The sequence below is a fragment of the Pantoea sp. CTOTU49201 genome (assembly GCF_032054795.1).
GTDB classification, from domain to species: domain Bacteria; phylum Pseudomonadota; class Gammaproteobacteria; order Enterobacterales; family Enterobacteriaceae; genus Pantoea; species Pantoea symbiotica.
On record NZ_DAMBSA010000028.1, the window covers coordinates 1 to 20,966 of the forward strand.

General features: G+C 56.4%; 18 protein-coding genes, 1 tRNA gene and 1 riboswitch. Of the genes, 12 read left to right on the forward strand and 7 right to left on the reverse strand.

Translation table 11 applies throughout. The features are described from left to right. The 6 genes from RTY00_RS03755 to RTY00_RS03780 all read right to left on the reverse strand — a co-directional run. The coding region (locus tag RTY00_RS03755) for an ABC transporter permease (RefSeq protein WP_409519113.1) at positions 1-338 on the reverse strand (338 nt) is incomplete at its 3' end. Between the two features lie 2 nt (positions 339-340). Further along, a complete protein-coding gene (locus RTY00_RS03760; RefSeq protein WP_008104649.1) occupies positions 341-1,282 on the reverse strand; it encodes an ABC transporter permease in 942 nt (313 codons plus the stop codon). Positions 1,283-1,299: 17 nt separating this feature from the next. Continuing rightward, on the reverse strand, positions 1,300-2,817 hold the full coding sequence (locus tag RTY00_RS03765; protein ID WP_312663438.1) for an ABC transporter substrate-binding protein: 1,518 nt from the start codon (positions 2,815-2,817) through the stop codon (positions 1,300-1,302). A 16-nt stretch (positions 2,818-2,833) separates the two neighbouring features. Next, complete coding sequence (locus RTY00_RS03770; protein WP_312663439.1) at positions 2,834-3,895, reverse strand: oligopeptide/dipeptide ABC transporter ATP-binding protein; 1,062 nt, start codon at positions 3,893-3,895, stop codon at positions 2,834-2,836. After that, positions 3,892-4,887 carry an ABC transporter ATP-binding protein gene (locus tag RTY00_RS03775; protein ID WP_312663440.1) on the reverse strand — a complete coding sequence of 332 codons (996 nt, stop codon included), beginning with the start codon at positions 4,885-4,887 and terminating at the stop codon, positions 3,892-3,894. Before RTY00_RS03775 ends, RTY00_RS03770 begins: the two co-directional genes overlap by 4 nt. Continuing rightward, positions 4,884-5,606, reverse strand: a complete 723-nt coding sequence (locus RTY00_RS03780; protein ID WP_312663441.1) for a FadR/GntR family transcriptional regulator — start codon at positions 5,604-5,606, stop codon at positions 4,884-4,886. The genes RTY00_RS03775 and RTY00_RS03780 overlap by 4 nt, the downstream gene beginning before the upstream one ends. Positions 5,607-6,013: 407 nt before the next feature. Beyond that, a riboswitch (guanidine-I (ykkC/yxkD leader) is annotated at positions 6,014-6,108 on the forward strand. A gap of 62 nt (positions 6,109-6,170) precedes the next feature. On the opposite strand from RTY00_RS03780, the gene RTY00_RS03785 reads away from it, so the two are divergent. The 7 genes from RTY00_RS03785 to RTY00_RS03815 all read left to right on the forward strand — a co-directional run bounded on the left by RTY00_RS03785 (position 6,171) and on the right by RTY00_RS03815 (position 14,390). Continuing rightward, positions 6,171-7,229: a putative urea ABC transporter substrate-binding protein gene (locus RTY00_RS03785; RefSeq protein WP_312663442.1), complete on the forward strand. Its 1,059-nt coding sequence runs from the start codon at positions 6,171-6,173 to the stop codon at positions 7,227-7,229. Positions 7,230-7,243: 14 nt separating this feature from the next. Next, a complete protein-coding gene (locus RTY00_RS03790) occupies positions 7,244-8,056 on the forward strand; it encodes an ABC transporter permease (protein ID WP_008104638.1) in 813 nt (270 codons plus the stop codon). Between the two features lie 10 nt (positions 8,057-8,066). Then, on the forward strand, positions 8,067-8,813 hold the full coding sequence (locus RTY00_RS03795; protein ID WP_312663443.1) for an ABC transporter ATP-binding protein: 747 nt from the start codon (positions 8,067-8,069) through the stop codon (positions 8,811-8,813). 11 nt (positions 8,814-8,824) lie between these two features. Beyond that, on the forward strand, positions 8,825-9,532 hold the full coding sequence (locus RTY00_RS03800; protein ID WP_312663444.1) for an urea amidolyase associated protein UAAP1: 708 nt from the start codon (positions 8,825-8,827) through the stop codon (positions 9,530-9,532). Beyond that, entirely contained in the window at positions 9,532-10,167 is a 636-nt protein-coding gene (locus tag RTY00_RS03805; protein ID WP_312663445.1) for an urea amidolyase associated protein UAAP2, read from the forward strand. Before RTY00_RS03800 ends, RTY00_RS03805 begins: the two co-directional genes overlap by 1 nt. Positions 10,168-10,246: 79 nt before the next feature. Next, entirely contained in the window at positions 10,247-13,846 is a 3,600-nt protein-coding gene (gene uca / locus RTY00_RS03810) for an urea carboxylase (protein WP_312663446.1), read from the forward strand. A 247-nt stretch (positions 13,847-14,093) separates the two neighbouring features. Next, positions 14,094-14,390 (forward strand): HTH-type transcriptional regulator, encoded by a 297-nt coding sequence (locus tag RTY00_RS03815; protein WP_008104629.1) that lies wholly within the window; start codon positions 14,094-14,096, stop codon positions 14,388-14,390. Between the two features lie 42 nt (positions 14,391-14,432). Here RTY00_RS03815 and RTY00_RS03820 read toward each other — a convergent pair whose 3' ends face one another. Further along, entirely contained in the window at positions 14,433-15,026 is a 594-nt protein-coding gene (locus RTY00_RS03820) for an HD domain-containing protein (RefSeq protein ID WP_312663447.1), read from the reverse strand. A 62-nt stretch (positions 15,027-15,088) separates the two neighbouring features. On the opposite strand from RTY00_RS03820, the gene RTY00_RS03825 reads away from it, so the two are divergent. The 5 genes from RTY00_RS03825 (at position 15,089) to dppA (ending at position 20,802) form a co-directional block, all read left to right on the forward strand. Further along, the gene (locus RTY00_RS03825) at positions 15,089-15,553 is read left to right on the forward strand and encodes a MarR family transcriptional regulator (RefSeq protein ID WP_312663448.1); all 465 of its coding nucleotides are present in this window, start codon (positions 15,089-15,091) and stop codon (positions 15,551-15,553) included. 102 nt (positions 15,554-15,655) lie between these two features. After that, positions 15,656-16,084 carry an organic hydroperoxide resistance protein gene (locus tag RTY00_RS03830; protein WP_008104621.1) on the forward strand — a complete coding sequence of 143 codons (429 nt, stop codon included), beginning with the start codon at positions 15,656-15,658 and terminating at the stop codon, positions 16,082-16,084. Between the two features lie 268 nt (positions 16,085-16,352). After that, positions 16,353-18,044 carry a kdo(2)-lipid A phosphoethanolamine 7''-transferase gene (eptB, locus tag RTY00_RS03835; protein ID WP_312663449.1) on the forward strand — a complete coding sequence of 564 codons (1,692 nt, stop codon included), beginning with the start codon at positions 16,353-16,355 and terminating at the stop codon, positions 18,042-18,044. A 103-nt stretch (positions 18,045-18,147) separates the two neighbouring features. After that, positions 18,148-18,224, forward strand: a tRNA-Pro gene (locus RTY00_RS03840). Positions 18,225-19,191: 967 nt separating this feature from the next. After that, positions 19,192-20,802, forward strand: coding sequence for a dipeptide ABC transporter periplasmic-binding protein DppA (dppA, locus tag RTY00_RS03845; RefSeq protein WP_008104616.1), 1,611 nt, complete (start codon positions 19,192-19,194; stop codon positions 20,800-20,802). Positions 20,803-20,966 lie beyond the last annotated feature (164 nt).

Consider the following 20,966-nt stretch of genomic DNA (forward strand, 5'->3'; position numbering starts at 1 on the left):
AGCCCCAGCGGCACACCAATCAGAATGGCGATCAGCACCGAAATGCAGCCCGCCAGCAGCGAGGTGCGTGCGCCCCACACCAGGCGCGACAAAATATCGCGCCCCAGCTCATCGGTGCCGAACCAGTGCAGCACCGTTGGCGCTTTGCGCACCGCAAGGAAATTGGCTTTGATCGGATCAAACGGTGCCAGCCACGGTGCCAGCAGCGCCACGGCGACAAACAGCAGCACAATCACCGCACCAATCAGCGCACTTTTATTACGCAGGAACTTTTTCAGCACCCGACGATTGGGCTTTGCCACTGCAGGCAGTACGCCAGCGGTTAATACCTCGCTCATGGTCAGCCTCGCATTTTCGGGTTGATGATCAGATAGAGCACATCGGCCAGCAGATTGAGCAGCAGGAAGCCAATCGCCACCACCAGCACCACGCCTTGCACCACCGCGTAATCACGGTTAAACACCGCATCGACAATCATCTTGCCAAAGCCGGGCAGCGTGAAGACCTGTTCGGTTAGCACCGCGCCACCCAGTAACTCGCCAAACAGCAGCGTGGTGAGAGTAACAATCGGCATCAATGCATTACGCAACGCATGTTTCAGCACCACTTTCTTTGCCAGCAGCCCTTTGGCGCGTGCGGTGCGAATGTAATCCGCTTTTAGTACGGCGATCATTGAAGCGCGGGTGTGGCGCATTAGCGTGGCGGCCAATCCCGTGCCGAGCACCAGCGCTGGCAGCAGCAGCGTTTTCAGGTTCTGCGCCACATCTTCGCTAACTGGCACAAAGCCCGATGCCGGCAGCCATTGCAGATGCACCGAGAACAGCAGAATCAGCAGAATACCGAGCCAGAAGTGAGGCACTGAAATCCCGGAGAGCGCGACAAAGTTGGTGGTGTGATCGACCCAACTGTCTTTGCGCACTGCGGCGATGATGCCCATGCTGATGCCAATCACCAGCGCGATAATCATCGCCAGCAATGACAACTCCAGCGTGACCGGCAATTTGCTGGCGATCAGCGCCGTCACCGGCTCTTTGGTGCGCAGCGACATGCCCAAATCGCCGGTTAGCGCATTACCAATCCAGGCGAAATATTGCGTGGGAATCGGATCATCCAGATGATATTCCGCCCGCAGCTGGGCGATAACCGCCGGATCGCGCTCTTCGCCCGCCATCGCCAGCACCGGATCGCCCGGCAGCAGCTTTTGCAGTGCGAACACCATAATGCTCACCAGCAGCAGCGTCGGAATGGCCAGCAATAGCCGTTTTACAATCAGTTCCAGCATCCTCGCTCCTTAGCGGTTTACTGCGCCAGACTTACGCCAGCCAAACGCACCAATCCGTCCGGCCAGGCTTTGAAGCCCTGCAATTTCTTCGACATGCCAAAAATGCGTGGCTCAAAGTAGAGGTAAGCAATCGGCATATCGGTTTGCAGCTGGTTCACCACCTGGGTGTACAGCGCCTGACGCTGTGCCTGATCGTTGGTGAGACGCGCGGCATTCAGCCACTCATCGACCTGCGCGTTGCTGTAGCGTCCGTCGTTGAGCGTGCCTTTGCTGTTAATAAACGAATAGATGCTGCCGTCCGGATCCGGACGACCAGACCAACCCGACAGGCTGAGCTGATAATCACCGCGTTGCTGACGATCCAGCAGCGTAGCGAACTCACTCATTTGCAGATTGAGGTTGAAACCGGCTTCGCCGACCATCGCCTGAATGACCTGGCCCACTTGCTGCGCGGTCGGGTTATTGCTGACCAGCAGCGTTAGATTGAGCGGCGTGGTGACGCCTGCGGCCTTGAGCAAGGCTTTGGCTTTTTCCACATCGCGCGGTGCGATTGGTGTTTTGACGTGATACGCGCTGACCGGTGAAAACGCCTGATTGGCTGGCGTATACAAGCCTTCAAACGCCACCTGATTCAGCGCATCACGGTCAATCGCCAGTGAGAAGGCTTCACGCACCCGTGCATCTTTCAGCGGGCTATTGGCATCGACTTTGCCGTTGTTGATATTGAAAGTGATGCCCTGATAACCAAGGCCAGTGACTTTTGCCAGCGCCAGTTTGCTATCGGCTTCAACGGTTTTCACATCGCTGGCGGCCACACCTTCGGTGAGATCTAAATCACCCGCACGCAGGTTCGCGAGGCGCACTGAAGCATCCGGGATCGGCAGGAAAATTACCTTATCGAAGTGATAGGCGCCTTTATTCCAGTAATTGTCATAGCGCTTCAACACGATGCGATCCTGCTGAACGCGGCTGTCGAACTGATACGGGCCGGAGCAAACCGGATGAGCGGCAAAGTCGGGCTTTTTAGCTGCTTCCGGTGCCAGCATGGCACCCGCACGATCGGTCAGCTGGCTCAGCAGCGCCGCATCGGGGTTTTTCAGGTGGAATTTCACCTGCATCGGGCCGCTCACTTCCACGCTTTCAATCGAGGAGATTTCACTTTTACGCAGCGAACCCGGCAACGTCTGCGCACGTTCGATATTGAATTTCACCGCCTGCGCATCAAACTTTTCGCCATCGTGGAAGGTCACGCCGCTGCGTAGGTTCATGGTCAGCGTTTTGCCGTCATCGCTCCACGCCCAATCGGTCGCGAGACCTGGCACCACTTTGAGGTTTTGATCGACATCGACCAGACGATCGCACATCGCCGCAAACACAAAACGGCCGTAATAGGTGCGGGCCAGATGTGGATCGAGCATGTCGGGATCGGCGCCCAGGCCGATGCGAATCACGCTGTCAGCCTGGCTGTGGGCGCTAGCGCCGAGCAGTAACAGACCGCTGAGGGCGGTTAATAACGTATGACGAGCTTGCTTCACGGTGTATCTCCAGAGGTTAGGCTTGCTGATTCACCGCCTGCTCAAACAGGGCGCGGCGACGTAAAAAAGCGGCGGAAGGTGGCGCAAGGGTGATGACGCTGCGATCGCGATTAATCTCCTGCCAGCGGTGACAGGCAATTTGACGGCCGCCGCTCAGCACCTGATTAATCGGTTCAAACTGGCGACATTCCGCCGTGGCATAGGGACAACGGGTATGAAAACGGCAGCCGCTCGGTGGATTGGCGGGATTAGGCAGATCGCCTTGCAGCATCGGAATGGTGCGGTTGCCGCCCGGCTGCATTTGCGGCGCAGAGGCAATCAGCGCCTGCGTATAAGGATGGAGCGGCGCATCAAAAATCTCATTGACGCTGGCCAGTTCGACAATCTGACCGAGATACATCACCGCCACGCGATCGCTCATATGACGGATCACCGCCAAACCGTGCGCCACGATCACCATCGTCAGGCCAAACTGCTGTTTCAGGCTCTCCAGCAGATTCACCACCTGCGCCTGCACCGACACATCCAGCGCTGAAACCGGCTCATCGCCGAGCAGTAATTTCGGTTGGGATGCCAGCGCGCGGGCAATACCAATACGCTGGCGCTGGCCGCCTGAAAACTCGTGCGGGTAACGCTCGGCCCAGGCCGCAGGCAGGCCAACGGTACGCAGTAGTTCGGCGACGCGCGCATGGCGCTGATCGCGGCTCATCTTTTCGTGCAGCCACAAGGGTTCGCCAACAATCTGCTGCACCGTCATGCGCGGATTGAGCGAGGCAAACGGATCCTGGAAGATAATCTGCAATTCGCGGCGCAGCTGATTGAGCCGCGCGCCGCTGGCATCGGTGATGCTTTCGCCCTGATAGAACACGTCGCCGGCGCTGGCGGCCAATAATCGCAGCAGCAAACGTCCCAGCGTCGATTTACCGGAGCCGGATTCGCCGACAATCGCCAGCGTTTCGCCCGGCATCACCTGCAGCGAAACGCGATCGACCGCCGTGACGCCACGATTGCGACTGAACAGGCGATTGCCACCAGAGAAGGTTTTGCTTAAATCACGGCACTCTAAAATCGGCTTCATGCACTTTCTCCCAGCGTGACGTATTGCTCTAACGGGGCGCGGAAACAGGCCACCTGATGATCGTTCGCCAGCGCGCGCAACGCTGGGCGATGCTGGTGGCAGCGTGTTTCGGCGAAGGGGCAACGCGTGGCAAAGCGACAGCCAGCCGGCATGTTTTCCGGCAACGGCACCTGACCGGGAATGGTGGCCAGCGCACCTTCGCGTGCGCTCAGGCTGGGAATTGAGCCCATCAGACCAATGGTGTAAGGATGCTGCGGGTCGTTGAAAATACGCTCGACGCTGCCGCTCTCCACCACCTGACCGGCATACATCACCGCCACGCGCTGCGCCACTTCCGCCACCACGCCGAGGTCGTGGGTGATCATCAATACTGCGGTGCCGGTTTCCTGTTTTAGGGTGTTCAGCAGCGCCAGAATTTGCGCCTGAATGGTGACGTCGAGCGCGGTAGTCGGCTCATCGGCAATCAGCAGTTTTGGCTGGTTGATCAGCGCCATGGCAATCATCACGCGCTGGCGCATGCCGCCGGAAAGCTGATGCGGGTAGGCTTTGAGCCGCAGTTCTGGTGCCGGGATTTGCACTTTTTGTAGAATCGCCAGCGCCGCGTCCATTGCCTGGCGCTTATTCACTTTGCGATGGCGCATCACTGCTTCACTGAGCTGATCGCCAAGCGTGAAGGCCGGATTAAGTGAGGTCATCGGCTCCTGAAAAATCATCGCCAGCTGGTTGCCGCGCAGGCTGGCGTATTCGCTGCTGCTGAGCTGGCGCAGATCGCGGCCATCAAACAGCATGTCGCCCTGCAAGATTTGCGCGCTGTCAGGCTGCAGACCCATCAGCGTGAGTGAGGTGATGCTTTTGCCGCAGCCCGATTCACCGACCAGCGCCAGCGTTTCTCCCGCCTGAAGAACCAGCGAAATATCATCCAGCACCGTGACGGGCGAGCCGCGAAACTGCACGCGCAGATTGCGCAGCGATAAAACGGGATGGGCGGTCATGGCATCTCCTCCTGGCGGGAATAGAGCGTTTCCACCAGCGCTTGTTGCAGCGCAAGCAGATGCTCACGCATCGCTGCTGCCGCTTCATGAGGCTGGCGCTGGGCGATGTGCATCACCAGCCGCTGATGATGGTTGTCATAGTTATCCAGGCGCGCCGGGGTGCGCGCCTGCACTCGCAAATGCTGCCAGCCGGGATCGCGGCGCACGGCATCAACGGCGTCGAACAGCCCGAGCATCAGGCGATTGCCTGCCGCTTCGGCGATGGCGCGATGGAAGGCGCTGTCCCACAGTTCATGTTGATCGCCATCTTCTGGCGGCGTGATGGCGTGCATGCGCTCCAGCAGGCGTTTCATCAAGGCGATTTGCTCTTTGGTGGCGCGCAGGGCGGCAAGACTTGCCAGCCCCGGCTCCAGCTGCAAACGCGCTTCCATCACTTCAAGCAGATTCGATTGCTGCGGCAGATCCTGTAACACCAGCGGCTGCACCGGCGCGGAAGGGCCAACAAAGGTGCCTTTACCCTGTTTACGCCAGATGCGGCCCTCTTCTTCCAGCACGTCCAATGCACGGCGAATTTCACGACGACCCACGCCAAAGCGCTCCGCTAACTCACGTTCGGTGGGCAGCGCGCGATCGGGTGTGTGCTCCTGTTGCTGAATCAGCTGGCGCAGTTGCTCAAGTGCGGTGCTGGAGTTGCGGCTGGTTTCTGGCGTGTCATTCATGATTGGTTCGCCTGTTTATGCATCAGAAAAAGATCGGTAAACGCCGCGCATCCAGCACTTTTCCTGATGAAAGGCGCATTCGGCAGCTTTCTTAGCGTAGGCAAGAAGTGAACCAATATTTAATTGGTTCAGATTGGTGTGTCATGAATGTGTAATAACCACATGATTGCAAAGTAAAAGTTTTTTCAGTGCCAATTCAGAATTGCGAGAAGCGTCAACTTTTCCACCGCTGGCCTGCTTCACGTTGGTGCGCGCGCGCTGCTTATCTGTGCAATGCCAGCCATGCGGCGACGAGCGGATGGCTAATAACTGATGTTTTTCAGCTGGATATAACCTTGGCATCTATTTTGTATGTGTTAACGCAGATGCAGGAGCGATAGCGGGCAACCGAGGTCGCCAGACAATTTGCAATGGGTCACTAGGGTTCCGGTCGAAAGATGCTGGTCCGAGAGTGACCGACCGTCCTCTGACGGTTACACGGCGGGAAAAAAGCCCGGGAGGAAAGCGAGAACGTTGCTCGCCGCCTCCTGCTTTTTTTCGCCCGTTAACGTCAGAGGAACCATCATGATCAAAGCCTGCCTTCGCCTGCTGTTGCTTTGCACCATCACGCTGTTAAGCGTCAACACGCTGGCCGCCGACAAACCCTCCTTCAAGATTTGCTGGTCGATCTACGCGGGCTGGATGCCGTGGGATTACGCGCAGCAGAGCGGTATCGTCAAAAAATGGGCCGACAAATACGGCATCGATATCCAGTTTGTGCAGGTTAACGACTACATCGAGTCGGTGAACCAATACACCGCAGGTGGCTTTGCGGGTTGCACCATGACCAACATGGATGCGTTGACCATTCCGGCCACCGGCGGCGTGGATAGCACGGCGCTGATCGTCGGCGATTACTCCAACGGTAACGACGGTATTCTGCTGAAAGGCGCGGGCAACCTCTCGGCGCTGAAAGGCAAGCCAATCAATCTGGTTGAGCTCTCGGTTTCGCATTACCTGCTGGCGCGGGCGCTGGAAAAATCCGGCATGAGCGAGAAAGACGTCAAAGTGGTGAACACCGCCGATGCCGATTTGGTGGCGGCGTTTGGCACCGCCGATGTCAACGCTATCGTGACCTGGAATCCGCTGCTCGCCGAAGCGGAGAAGCAGCCGAACAGCCATCTGATTTTCTCTTCCGCACAAATTCCGGGCGAAATCCTCGATCTGCTGGTGGTCAACAGCGCCACGCTGCAGAAGTATCCGCAGCTCGGCAAAGCGCTGACCGGTGCATGGTATGAAACGCTGAAAACCATGTCCGGCCCAACCGACAGCGCCAAAGCGGCACGCACACAAATGGCGCAGGCTTCCGGCACCGACCTGGCGGGCTTTGATCAGCAACTGGCTGCCACGCATCTGTTTAGCGATGCCAAAACCACCCTCGATTTCGTTCAAAGCCCACAGCTCAAAGCCACCATGCAGATGGTCGCCGAGTTCTCGTTTAAGCACGGCTTGCTGGGCGAGGGCGCGCCGAGCGCCGATGTGGTCGGCGTGGCAACGCCTGCGGGCAATTGGGGCGATGCGGGCAACCTCAAACTGCGCTTCACCGATGAGTTCACCAAAATGGCCGCCGCCGGGCAGCTGTAAGCGAGGCGATGCCGATGCGTAAGTTGATCAACTACCAACCGCTGCCGCTGGGGCGCTTGCTGCTGGGCATTTTGCCGCTGCTGGCGCTGCTGCTGGTGTATCTGTTCGCGTCGGATGCGCGTCTCAGTCTGAATGCGGCAGACAAGCTGTTGCCGGGCTTTAACGCCATGGGCGACGCCATCAGCCGCATGGCGTTTCAGCCCAGCCCGCGCACCGGTGAATATCTGCTGTGGAGCGATACCGCCGCCAGTCTGCTGCGTTTGCTGTGTGGCGTTGCGATCAGCGCGTTATTGGCGCTGGCGCTGGGTCTGTTCACCGGCGCGCTGCCGGTAGTGCGGGCGGTGCTGGCGCCGCTGGTGACGCTGTTTGCGCTGGTGCCGCCGCTGGCGATTCTGCCGATTCTGTTTATCTGTTTTGGCCTCGGCGAAGTGTCAAAAGTGGTGCTGATTGTCATTGGCATCACGCCGTTGATTACCCGCGATTTGCAGCTGCAGGTGCAGAAGATCCCGCGCGAGCAGTTGGTGAAAGCGCAGACGCTCGGCGCGCACAGCGCCCAGATTTTATGGCGGGTGATCCTGCCGCAGCTGATGCCGCGCCTGTTGGATGCGGTGCGGCTGTCGCTGGCGTCGGCGTGGCTGTTTCTGATTGCCGCCGAAGCCATCGCCGCCACGGAAGGTCTGGGCTATCGCATCTTCCTGATGCGCCGTTATCTGGCAATGGATGTGATTCTGCCGTACGTGGCGTGGATCGCGCTGCTGGCCTTCCTGCTCGACCTGTTGCTGCGGCTGATTAGCCGTCGCTGCTGGCCGTGGTATCACGCGAAATAAGGGGCGAGCGATGCCGTTACTGCAACTGAAAAACCTTGAGAAACATTACGGCCAGCAAGTGGTGCTGGAGCGCCTCAATATCGAGGTCGAAGAGGGCGAGTTTGTGGCGATTGTCGGCGCGTCCGGCTGCGGCAAAACCACCTTCCTGAATATGCTGCTCGGCACTGAAGCGCCCAGCAAAGGCCAGCTGTTACTGGATGGTGAACCGATCCCCGACGAACCGGATGCGCATCGCGGCGTGGTGTTTCAGCGCTATTCGGTATTCCCGCATCTGACGGTGCTGGGCAATGTGATGCTGGGCGACGAGTTCAGCAGCGCGCGTTGGCTGGGCCGCGTGTGGGGCAAGAAGCGTCAGGCGATTCGCCAGCGTGCGCAGGCCATGTTGTCGCAGGTCGGCCTGGAACATGCGCAGAATAAATATCCGCATCAGCTGTCGGGCGGCATGCAGCAGCGTCTGGCGCTGGCGCAGGCGTTGATGAAGCAGCCGCGCATTTTGCTGCTCGATGAACCTTTCGGCGCACTCGATCCCGGCATCCGCAGCGAGATGCACCAACTGATCACCCGCTTGTGGCAGCAGCACAACCTGACCATTTTCATGATCACCCACGATTTGAAAGAGGGATTTAGCCTTGCATCGCGTCTGCTGGTGTTCGACAAGCTGCGCCACGATCCGCACGCGCCTGAAGCCTGGGGCGCGACCATCACTTACGACCTGCCGCTGGATCGCGCACAGCCATCCGAGCCGCTGGTCGCCTAAAGGAGAAAACCATGAAGCCATATCAAACCTTGTTGCCGAGCGGCGCGCACTGGTCATTGGTGATGCGCAGCGGTAGCGCGCTGACCCTCACCGATGTGGAAGGTGGCGCCAATGTCGGCCTGCTGTTTTACAACCCGGAAAACCTGCTGGAGCGCTATAACGCGCCCGACACCTTGAAGTGCCAGCACACTTTCCGCCTCACCGCTGGCCATTGTCTCTATTCAGATATGGGACGCATTTTCTGCGGCATTGAACACGACAGCTTCGGCTGGCACGAAAGCGTGTGCGGCACGCTGAATGCCGAACAAACCGCCGCGCGTTATGGTGCCAGCACGTATCAGCAGGCGCGCAATCTGCGCCATCAAAACGGCTACGACAGCTTTCTCGTCGAGCTGGCGAAATATGGGCTTGGCCAGCGCGATATGGCGTCCTGCCTCAACCTGTTTGCGCAGGTGCGCGCCGACGATAACGGCATTTTAAAGCTGGAACGTCAGGGCGCGGCGGGTGCCAGCGTGCGTTTACGTTTCGCGATGGACACGCTGGTGCTGCTGCACACTTGCCCGCATCCGCTGAGCGCATCGCAGGATTATCCGCGCCAGCCGGTGCAGATCGAACTGGATGCGCAGCGCGCGCCGTTGCCCGAAATCTGTCTGCAACGTGCTGAAAATCAACGCGGCTTGCGTAATAACGCGCTGTATCAACTGCAAGGAGAAATGTGATGATCACTGAAAGTCCGCTCAATCCAGCCGAAGCGCGCTTACAACAGCAAATTGATGCCGGTGATTACTGGTTGCAGCGCATCGAAGCGGGCCAAACGCTGCGCATCACCGATTTGGAAGGCAATCAGGCCGCCGATACGCTGTTTTTCAATGCTGATGACACCGCTGAACGTTACAGCATGAGCGACACGCTGCGCGGGCAGAACAATGTGTTTCTGACTGCGGGCAGCGTGCTGCGCTCCAACCTTGATCGCCCAATGTTGACCATTACCGCCGATACCTGCGGCCGTCACGATACCTTGGGCGGCGCCTGCTCGTGCGAGAGCAACACCGTGCGCTATGACCTGGAAAAGCGCCATATGCATTCGTGCCGCGATAGTTGGATGCTGGCGGTGGCGGAAAAGCCGCAGTTTGGTCTGACGCGCCGCGACATCACCCATAACATCAATTTTTTCATGAACGTGCCGGTGACGCATGACGGCGGATTGACCTTTGCCGACGGCATTTCTGCGCCGGGAAAATATGTCGAGATGGTGGCGCAGATCAACGTGCTGGTGCTGATCTCCAACTGCCCGCAGCTCAATAATCCCTGCAACGGTTACAACCCAACGCCGATTTTAGTCAGCGTGTGGTGATTCTCTGACGCAACGGGACGACCCGTTTTCTGCCGTCAATGCCATGCAGGACGACCTGCCGCAACGAGAGTATTCAGTCATGATTGATCGCGTATTAATTGCCAACCGTGGCGCGATTGCCGTGCGCATTATTCGAACCCTGCAAGCCATGAATATCCGGGCGATTGCCGTGTATGCCGAAGCCGATCGTCATGCGCGCCATGTGCGTCTGGCGGATGAAGCCTGGTCGCTCGGCGAAGGTCAGGTGCGAGACACTTATCTCAATCAGGATAAATTGCTGGCGATAGCCGCGCAGAGTGGCGCGCAGGCGCTGCATCCGGGCTACGGTTTTCTCAGTGAAAATCCAGAATTTGTCACGCGCTGCGCAGCGGCGGGCGTGCATTTTCTTGGGCCGAGCGCCGAGCAGATGGCGGCCTTTGGCCTGAAACACAGCGCGCGTGCGCTGGCCGAACAGAACAATGTGCCGCTGCTGCCGGGGAGCGGCTTACTGGCTTCGCTGGCCGAGGCGCAGCAGATGGCGGCGCAGATTGGCTATCCGGTAATGTTGAAAAGCACCGCGGGCGGCGGCGGTATTGGCATGCAGCGCTGTGATGATGCCGAACAGCTCGACGCGGCATTTACCCGCGTGAAGCGCCTGGCAGGCAACAACTTCGCCGACGATGGCGTATTTTTAGAGAAGTTTATTGCTCGTGCGCGCCATATCGAAGTGCAGATTTTTGGCGACGGCGCAGGTGAAGTGATCGCGCTCGGCGAGCGTGATTGCTCTGCTCAGCGTCGTAATCAAAAGGTGCTGGAAGAGACGCCTGCACCGGGCTTGAGCGCCGCCGTACGCGCGCAGTTGCAGGCTACCGCCGTGCGGCTGGCGCGTGCGGTGAACTATCGCAGCGCAGGCACGGTGGAATATGTGTATGACGATGCCAGCCAGCAGTTCTGGTTTCTTGAAGTGAACACACGCTTGCAGGTGGAACATGGCGTCACCGAAATGGTGTATGGCGTTGATTTGGTGCGCTGGATGGTGGAACTGGCGCAGCAAAAATTGCCGCCGCTCGGTGATTTGCAGCCGGTCGCGCAAGGTCACGCCATTCAGGTGCGGCTTTACGCCGAAGATCCCGCTAAGCAGTTCCAGCCCAGCGCTGGATTGCTCAGCCATGTGCAATTCCCGGCTGAGATGGAGGGTGCCACGCTGCGGATCGACAGCAGCGTTGAGAGCGGCATGGAGGTTTCGCCGTTTTACGATCCGATGCTGGCGAAAGTGATTGTGCATGCCGCCGATCGCGCCAGCGCGCTTGGCAGTATGATGCAGGCGCTGCACGCCACCGAGCTGTACGGCATCGAAACCAATTTGCTGTGGCTGCGCCAGCTGTGCACGCTGTCGGACGTGCAGCAGGGACGCATCTTCACCGCCACGCTCGGCACCATGCAGTGGCAGCCGCCAACGCTGGATATTCTCAGCGGCGGCACCTTAACCACGGTGCAGGACGCGCCGGGACGCATCGGCTATTGGCATGTTGGCGTGCCGCCTTCCGGTCCGTTCGATAGCCGCGCGTTCCAGCTCGGCAATCGCCTGTTAGACAACGATGCTCAGGCTGCCGGGCTGGAGATCACCTTGCGCGGCCCGACGCTGCGCTTCAATCAGGCATGTAGTTTTGTACTGACCGGCGCGCCGATTGCCGCGCAACTCGATCAACAAAGGTTACCGATGAATCAGCGGCTAACGGCGCAGGCCGGGCAAACGCTGACGCTCGGCGAGGTACGCGACGGCAGCCGCAGCTATCTGCTGCTGGCCGGTGGCCTTGATACGCCGCACTATCTGGGCAGCCGCAGCACTTTCACCCTCGGCAAATTTGGTGGTCATGCCGGACGCGCGCTGCGCGCCGGTGATGTGCTGCATCTCGCCGCGCCACAGGTGCTGAGTGCCGCAATATTGCCTGACGAACTGCTGCCGCAACTTAACGGTTGCTGGCAGCTGCGGGTGATTTACGGCCCGCATGGCGCGCCCACCTTCTTCACCGATGACGACATCGCGGCATTTTTTGCCGCTGAGTGGCAAGTGCACTACAACTCCAGCCGCACCGGCATTCGCCTGATCGGCCCCAAACCGACTTGGGCGCGCAGCGACGGCGGCGAAGCGGGCATGCATCCCTCGAATATTCACGACAATGCATACGCCTTCGGCACGGTGGATTTTACCGGCGATATGCCGGTGATCCTCGGCCCGGATGGCCCATCTCTGGGAGGATTTGTTTGTCCGGCAACGGTGATCGAGGCCGATCTGTGGAAGCTGGGGCAGCTGAAAGCCGGCGATCGCGTGCAGTTCCAGCCGATCGATCTTTTCACCGCCGATCAACTGGCGCAGGCGCAGCGTGACGAGATCATCAAACTGCAATCTCAACCGATTACAGTGAACGCGGCGCTGCCCTTGATTGATCCTGTGCTGCACCATCATGCGGCAGCGGAGCAACGTCCTTCGCTCTCTATTCGAGCAGCGGGCGACCGTTTCCTGCTGGTGGAATATGGCGATTTGCAGCTGGATATCGCACTGCGTTTTCGTGTGCATGCGCTGATGCAATGGCTGGAAGCGCATCCGCTGTCGGGGCAACTGGAATTGACGCCTGGCATCCGCTCGCTACAAATCCATTATGACGCGCAGCTGTGCGCAAGAAGTGAGCTATTGGCGCAAATATTGCAGGCTGATTTAGCATTGGGTAGCCTGGCCGATGCGGCCGTGCCTTCGCGCACCGTGTGGCTGCCGCTCAGCTGGGATGATGCGGCCTGTCGTGAAGCGATTGTGCGCTACGACCAATCCGTCAGACCGAATGCGCCGTGGTGCCCAAGCAATATTGAATTTATTCGCCGCATCAATGGGCTGGATAGCATTGAGGCGGTAAAAGAGATCGTCTTTAGCGCCTCTTATCTGGTGATGGGATTGGGCGATGTCTATCTCGGTGCGCCGGTGGCGACGCCACTCGATCCACGTCATCGCCTGGTGACCACCAAATACAATCCGGCGCGCACCTGGACGGCGGAGAATTCAGTGGGTATCGGCGGCGCATATATGTGCGTGTACGGCATGGAAGGGCCGGGCGGTTATCAGTTTGTTGGACGCACTATGCAGATGTGGAACCGCGATCGCCCAACAGCCGCGTTTACCCAGCCCTGGTTACTGCGCTTCTTCGATCAAATTCGTTTTTATCCGGTAGAGGCCGACGAGTTGCTGCAGATTCGTGAGCGTTTCCCGTGGGGCGATTATCCGCTGCGCGTGGAACAAGGTGAATTCCGCCTCGCCGACTATCAGGCAATGCTGACGCAGCAAGCGCAGGAGATTGATGCCTTCCAACAGCAGCGCCAGCAGGCTTTTGATGAGGAGTTGGCGCGCTGGCGAGCCGAAGGGCAGTTTACCTTCGATAGCCAGCTGCAAGCGCAGAGCAATGAAGAGATTGTGGTGCCAGCCGGATGTCATCCCGTTGAGAGCCAGGTGGCGGGCAGCGTGTGGCAATGGCTGGTGGAGGAAGGCAGTGAAATTAGTGCGGGTGCCACGGTGGGCATTCTCGAATCAATGAAGATGGAAATCCCGATCGTCGCGCCCGTCAGTGGAAAAATCCATAGTCTGACGCGACAGTCTGGGCAGCAAGTGCAGGCGGGTCAATTGCTTATGGTGATCGACCCAAAAGTGGCATAAGAAAGAATAAAAAATAATCAGGAATCTGGCAGCAAAGTCGGGGATCTGTCCCATACTTAGAAACCCGAACTATTGTTGCATCGCCCTGACATCTTTTGCAGTGCACAACAGGCTGTGTCCCGCATCGGTTTGATAATAACTATGCGAAACCGCTACGGGATACAGCCTGATCGTCCGGTTTCAGCGCCTGGTGGCGCTTACCTCTCTACTTTCACGTGCTTCATAGTGAGTTTTTAAGGAGTTCTCTATGGAATTAAAAGATCCAATGGTCGAGTTGCTCAGCAGCCTTGAGCAGATTGTTTTGACACGTGACGCTAAGCCATCCGTATCAGAAATTTCTATCAATCAGACTACAGTTCCCGAGCCGCAGCGTTTACGCGAGATGACCGGCATGCAGGTTGACGAATTTGCCCGCGTGATGGGTGTTAGCGTTTCGTCAGTTAAAAGCTGGGAGGCGCAACGTACGCGTCCTTCCGCTACGGCGCGCAAACTGATGAAGCTGTTACAAGCTAACCCGTATTTAGGGCGTCAGCTGCTGGAGTAATCCTTTTTTAGGATGCTCTAACCCGCCTAAATGGCGGGTTTTTTAATTTATGGCGCCGTATTTTGCCGCCTGTTTGACGAACCAGCTCGCCGGCACGCTGTGCGGCGGCTGCGCTAACTGCGCTAATCCCTGTTTGATGGTTTGTTCGGCTTGCTGCCACAAATGGCTATCGCCCTCGCGCAATAGCTGAATCTGAATCTGCTTTTCCACCAGATAGACGCGCGCAAAGTCGGCATCGTACTGCACGATGGCGCGGGTGTTGTCGATGATGTCGGCCAGCTTGATGGTTTGCGCCTCGGGCGAGGCATCGGCGGTGTGACGGAAATGCGCCAGCTTACGTGCGGCGCGGTTTTTCGCTGCGGGCTGTGCACTGTCGGTGAGTTGGTCCACCAGTTCCGCCACGCGCGGGCCGAAATGGCGTTCGATGTCGTCTAAGGTGCTGGGCGTGTCTTCGACCGTGTCATGCAGCCAGGCGGCGGCAATCATCTGTTCATCATCGGTAACGCTACGCACTAACTCGGCGACGGCAGCCGGATGCACAATGTAAGGCTCGTCAGTGTATTTGCGGCGTTGACCCGCAGCAGCATGCGCTTCAGTGGCATAACGGCGCGCTTGCTCTTCCAGTGAATCTCGCATATTTCACTCTCCCAGAGAAAAGTCGCTTGCAATTATCTAGCGCGCTATTTATATTCAAACCCATGAACAGTAATCAAGATGACAAAAAAGTGAAGCAGGCGCCACTTCAGTTAGATCAGCAGCTCTGCTTTGCGCTGTATTCGGCGAATCTCGCGATGCACAAAGTCTATCGCCAGCTGCTATCCAGGCTGGAGATTACCTATCCGCAATATCTGGTGATGCTGGTGCTGTGGAATCAGGACGATGTGACGGTTTCCGAGATTGGCGAGCAGCTGTTTCTTGATTCAGCAACGCTGACGCCGCTGCTGAAACGTCTGGAGAGCGCGGGTTTACTGCGACGCCAGCGTTCACGTCAGGATGAGCGTCAGGTTGTAGTGACGTTGACCGATGAAGGTCGAGCGTTGCATGAGAAAGCAGAAAGCATTCCGGAAGCCATTCAGTGTGCGACGGCCTGCGATGATCAGGCAATGGCATTACTGAAAGGTCAGTTAGACGAGTTGCGCGACAGCCTTTACCGCGCCAATTGATGTTGAGAATGGGAAGTCGCTGTCCCGATATCCCCAAAGATGACGTTCAGGTTTGCGCATAATAAGTAGTGCGCGATTATATAGCGAATTAACGAGGTTAATATGTCTTTAGAACAAGTTGTTTATACTGCAAAAGCAAAAGCTACCGGCGGTCGTGATGGTCGTGCGACTTCTTCTGACAACGTGCTGGATGTAAAACTGGGCGTGCCAAAAGAGATGGGCGGCGCAGGCGGCGAGGTGACTAACCCAGAGCAGCTGTTTGCTGCGGGTTATTCAGCCTGTTTCCTCGGCGCGATGAAGTTTGTAGCTGGCCGCGACAAGATTGCGATGCCGAAAGATGCGTGGATTGAAGGCGAAGTAGGTATTGGCCCAATCCCGAACGGTTTTGGCATCGAAGCTAAGCTGAATATCCATCTGCCAGAGATGGACGCAGCGGAAGCGCAGAAGTTGGTGGATGCGGCACACATTGTTTGCCCATACTCAAACGCAACGCGTGGCAACATCGACGTGACGCTGAACATCATCAACTAATTGATGGGTCTAGCGATACAAGGCTCCTTAGGGAGCCTTTTTTGCATCTGAATAAAACGCTAACCGCTTCGATTAGAAAATTTGTCTGGTCTTACCATTGGTTAAATGTTCTACTGCTCGGCTTCGCGCCATCGCCTTATCGCCAGTCGGAATCGTCCCGATCCTGCATCTTGCGTCACGCTTTTTCCGCGGTTTAGCGAACTCTGCTGTCTTTAAACAGTCACATAACCGTTGATACAACGACACCAGGTCGGGAATAGAAATTTTCATGAATTATATTAAAAGCTTAACGCAGCAGAAGCTGTCATTGCTGCTTGCGTTATATCTCGGCATCTTGTTGAATTTGCCGATATTTTATCGCCGCTTTGACGGCTTTTTAACAAAATCCAATATCTCTAACTGGCTCTCTGCTGCCGCAGAAGTCATGGCCGCCGTACTTCTTACCTTTTTCCTGATGCGCCTGCTGTCGCTGGGCGGGAAATGGGCCTATCGCATACTCGCCACACTGACCGTGATCATTTCTGTTGCTGCCGCCTATTACATGGCGTTTTTCAACGTGGTGATTGGTTACGGCATTATCGCTTCGGTGATGACCACCGATATCGATCTCTCGAAAGAAGTGATTGGCTTGCATTTCGTGTTGTGGATGGTGTTGGTGAGCGCGCTGCCGCTGCTGCTTATCTGGCGCAATAATCTTAGCCAAACGCTGATTGAACAACTCAAAACGCCTGGGCAACGTCTGAAGCCGATAGCCGTTATGCTGTTAAGCGTCGCGCTGGTGTGGCTGCCAATTCGCTATTTCGACAAGCTGCAGAAGGTGAATGAAGAGATCACCAACATCGATTTGCCGAGTTATGGCGGCGTGGTTGCGCACTCATATCTGCCATCCAACTGGATCGCCGCACTGGGCCTGTTTGCCTGGACTAAAGTCGATGAAGAGTGGGATGGCCAGGAGTTGCTCGATCCGGCGAAGAAATTTACCTACGTCGCGCCAGCAGGCATCGACGATACCTATATGGTGTTTGTGATTGGCGAAACCACGCGCTGGGACCACATGGGGATGCTTGGCTACGATCGTGATACCACGCCGAAGCTGTCGAAAGAGAAGAATCTGGTCGCGTTCCGTGGTGAGTCTTGTGATACCGCCACCAAGCTGTCGCTGCGCTGCATGTTCGTGCGCGAAGGCGGCACCATGGATAATCCGGGTCGTACGCTGAAAGAACAAAACGTTTTCGCCGTGTTGAAAGAGCTGGGCTTTACGTCTGAGTTGTTCGCGATGCAGAGCGAAGTGTGGTTCTACGATAACGCTAACACCAATAACTTCTCGTTCCGTGAGCAGATTGGCTCTGAGAAGCGCAATCAGGGCAAAGCGGTCGATGACATGCTGTTAGTGCCGGAGTTACAGGCATCGTTACAACGCTTCCCGAAAGGCAAGCATGTGGTGATTCTGCACACCAAAGGCTCGCACTACCTTTATTCTCAGCGTTACCCGCGTGATTTCGCGCGCTATAAGCCGGAATGCATGGGCGTTGATGAGAAGTGCAGTAAAGCGCAGTTGATTAACGCCTATGACAACTCGATTTTGTACGTGGATACCATGCTGGACAGCGTGCTCGATCAGCTGCGTGATAAGAAGGCGATTGTGTTCTACGCCTCCGATCACGGTGAATCAATTAGCGAGAATATGCACTTGCACGGCACGCCGCGCGAGATGGCGCCACCGGAGCAATTCCGCGTACCGATGATGGTGTGGGCTTCTGATAAGTATCTTGAGGACCCAACTAACCGCAGCAACTTCGAACGTTTACAGGCGCAGCAGCGCGTAGGTAAAACCCATCGCCATGTTGAGCTGTTCGATACCATTATGGGTTGCCTCGGCTACACCTCGCCAGACGGCGGAATTAAAGACGCGAATAACTGGTGTTCGGCCCCTGCGGGCACGCCTGCTAAATCGCTGTGATTTTCTGGGGTTGTTGACCGCTGCTTGCTTTCCAGGCGATCGATTCGGTTTTCAGTAAAAGGCATTGACGCTTTTTTAGCAGCGCAGTAATATGCGCCCCCATCGGCGAGTAGCGCAGCTTGGTAGCGCAACTGGTTTGGGACCAGTGGGTCGGAGGTTCGAATCCTCTCTCGCCGACCATATTTGAAGAAACCTGCTTTTATAAGCAGGTTTTTTTTCGTCTGTAATTTGGGATTCTGTATTGTTCGCTCCTCAGCCGATCAGGCTGAAATACAGGGCCGCTCCGTAAAGTCGCCGTGGACACATCCCGTGGGCTCTGCCGACGCATCCCTGCGTCGGAAGCTTTACTCCGCGGCCCTATATTCCATCCTTTGTCAAATTCCGCTGCGCTCTGTTTTACAGCGAAACCCATCGTTCAGGCGATGGGAAGGCGGCTCGGTTAGCAAAGCGTCCGCCGCAGGGATGCGGCGGTCGAGGCTACAGGGACGTATTCACGCCGACTTTGCGTTCGAGCCGCCTTTCCTGAGCAACGCACCAATAATCAGCAAAACCCGTAAATACACCCGTTCCATCTCTCAAATCAAAAATGACCACTATTATTCCGACTTTCGAGCTTGCACCCCACGCCAAATCGAACCCGCGCGCTTAATTCGCGAAACATTCTTCTTATGACCGGTTTATGCATCATGCTGATTTCTTATGCCATTTCACTAGCACATTCCGCTGCCTGAACGTCATAACGCACGAAGAATCGTTCAGATATTCAACATTTACCAATAAGTTTTGTGTGTTTTTTAACGGTGATAATCACTGTCATTTGGCTACATAGCCAGATAATCACGCGGCATTGAGCGCTTTATCACCTTTTTTAATTTTGGCTTACGCTGAGAAGGGTGTTTTTTATCGTTGCTTGCACTTACTCACACTCTGTGTAAATAACCCCACACTGTATTGACGTTCATTGCAACTGTTGACAAATTGATGCGTCAATAAAATGTAGAGAAGGACGTGTCTGACAGATTCCACGGTGCCAGCACAAAAAAATAACTGCTCACATTTTGCTTACTCTTAATTGACCTGCCCGAACCGCATAAAAAAATCAGAGGTCGGGCGACGCACACAACATCACATCACAATGGAGCAAAACATGATCAACTCCCTGGCTAAATCCAGGATGCTGAAGGTCGGTCTCAGCCTGATTGCTATGACCGTTGCCGCTGGTGTCCAGGCGAAAACCCTCGTTTATTGTTCAGAAGGCTCGCCGGAAGGCTTCAACCCGCAGCTCTTCACATCGGGCACCACCTACGACGCCAGCTCCGTACCGATCTACAACCGTTTGGTTGAGTTCAAAACCGGTACCACCGAGCTGCAGCCAGGCCTGGCAGAAAAATGGGATGTCAGTGCGGACGGTAAAACCTATACCTTCCACCTGCGTCAGGGCGTGAAGTGGCAAACCACCAAAGACTTCAAGCCAACCCGCACCTTCAATGCCGATGACGTCGTGTTCTCCTTCGAGCGTCAGCTCGACAAAAACAACAAATATCACGGTGTTTCTGGCGGCAGCTACGAATACTTCGAAGGCATGGACATGCCTAAGCTGATCGCCAAAATCGAGAAAGTTGACGATTACACCGTACGCTTCACCCTGACGCGTCCAGAAGCGCCGTTCATCGCTGACCTCGGCATGGACTTCGCCTCAATCATTTCTAAAGAATATGCCGACAACATGCTGAAAGCGGGCACGCCTGAGAAGCTGGACCTCAATCCAGTGGGCACCGGTCCGTTCGTACTGCAGCAGTATCAGAAAGACTCGCGCATTCTGTACAAAGCGAACCCAGACTTCTGGGGCACCAAGCCGAAGATTGATCGCTTAGTGTTCTCCATCACGCCAGATGCGTCTGTGCGTTATGCGAAGCTGCAGAAGGGTGAGTGCCAGGTAATGCCGTATCCGAACCCGGCCGATCTCGCCAGCATGAAGAAAGACGACAAAATTAACCTGATGGAACAGCCTGGTCTGAACGTTGGTTACCTGTCGTTCAACACCGAGAAAAAACCGCTGGATAACGTGAAAGTGCGTCAGGCACTGACCATGGCGGTGAACAAACAAGCCATCATCGATGCCGTTTATCAGGGCGCTGGCCAGGCCGCGAAAAACCTGATCCCACCAACCATGTGGGGCTATAACGACGACATCAAAGATTACGCTTACGATCCTGAGAAAGCGAAAGCGCTGCTGAAAGAAGCGGGCATGGCGGATGGTTTCTCTATCGACCTGTGGGCAATGCCGGTTCAGCGTCCATACAACCCGAACGCACGCCGCATGGCGGAAATGGTTCAGGCTGACTGGGCGAAAATTGGCGTGAAAGCCAAAATCGTCACCTTCGAATGGGGCGAGTACCTGAAGCGTGCGAAAGCCGGTGAGCACCAGACCGTTATGATGGGCTGGACCGGTGATAATGGGGATCCAGATAACTTCTTCGCCACGCTGTTCAGCTGTGCAGCGGCGAAAGACGGTTCTAACTACTCACGTTGGTGCTACAAGCCGTTTGAAGATCTGATTCAGCCAGCCCGTGCTGAAGCCGATCACAACAAACGTATTGAACTGTACAAACAGGCTCAGGTAGTGATGCATGACCAGGCTCCAGCGCTGATCATCGCTCACTCAACCGTATACGAGCCAGTGAGCAAGAAAGTAACAGGTTATGTGGTTGATCCATTAGGTAAACATCACTTCGAAAACGTCGATATCCAGGAATAACCTTTCGGATTATCGCGGTCAGGGCCAGCATTGCTGGCCCTCGGGCGGCACCTTCGCCGCCCGTATTCCGCTCTTTTTTTCCGGCAAATTCTACTAATGAAGCGCTTCTTGCGTCGCGTCTGCCTTCGGCTGGCTGCGAGTGTTGAGCAATGTTGTCCCCGGCG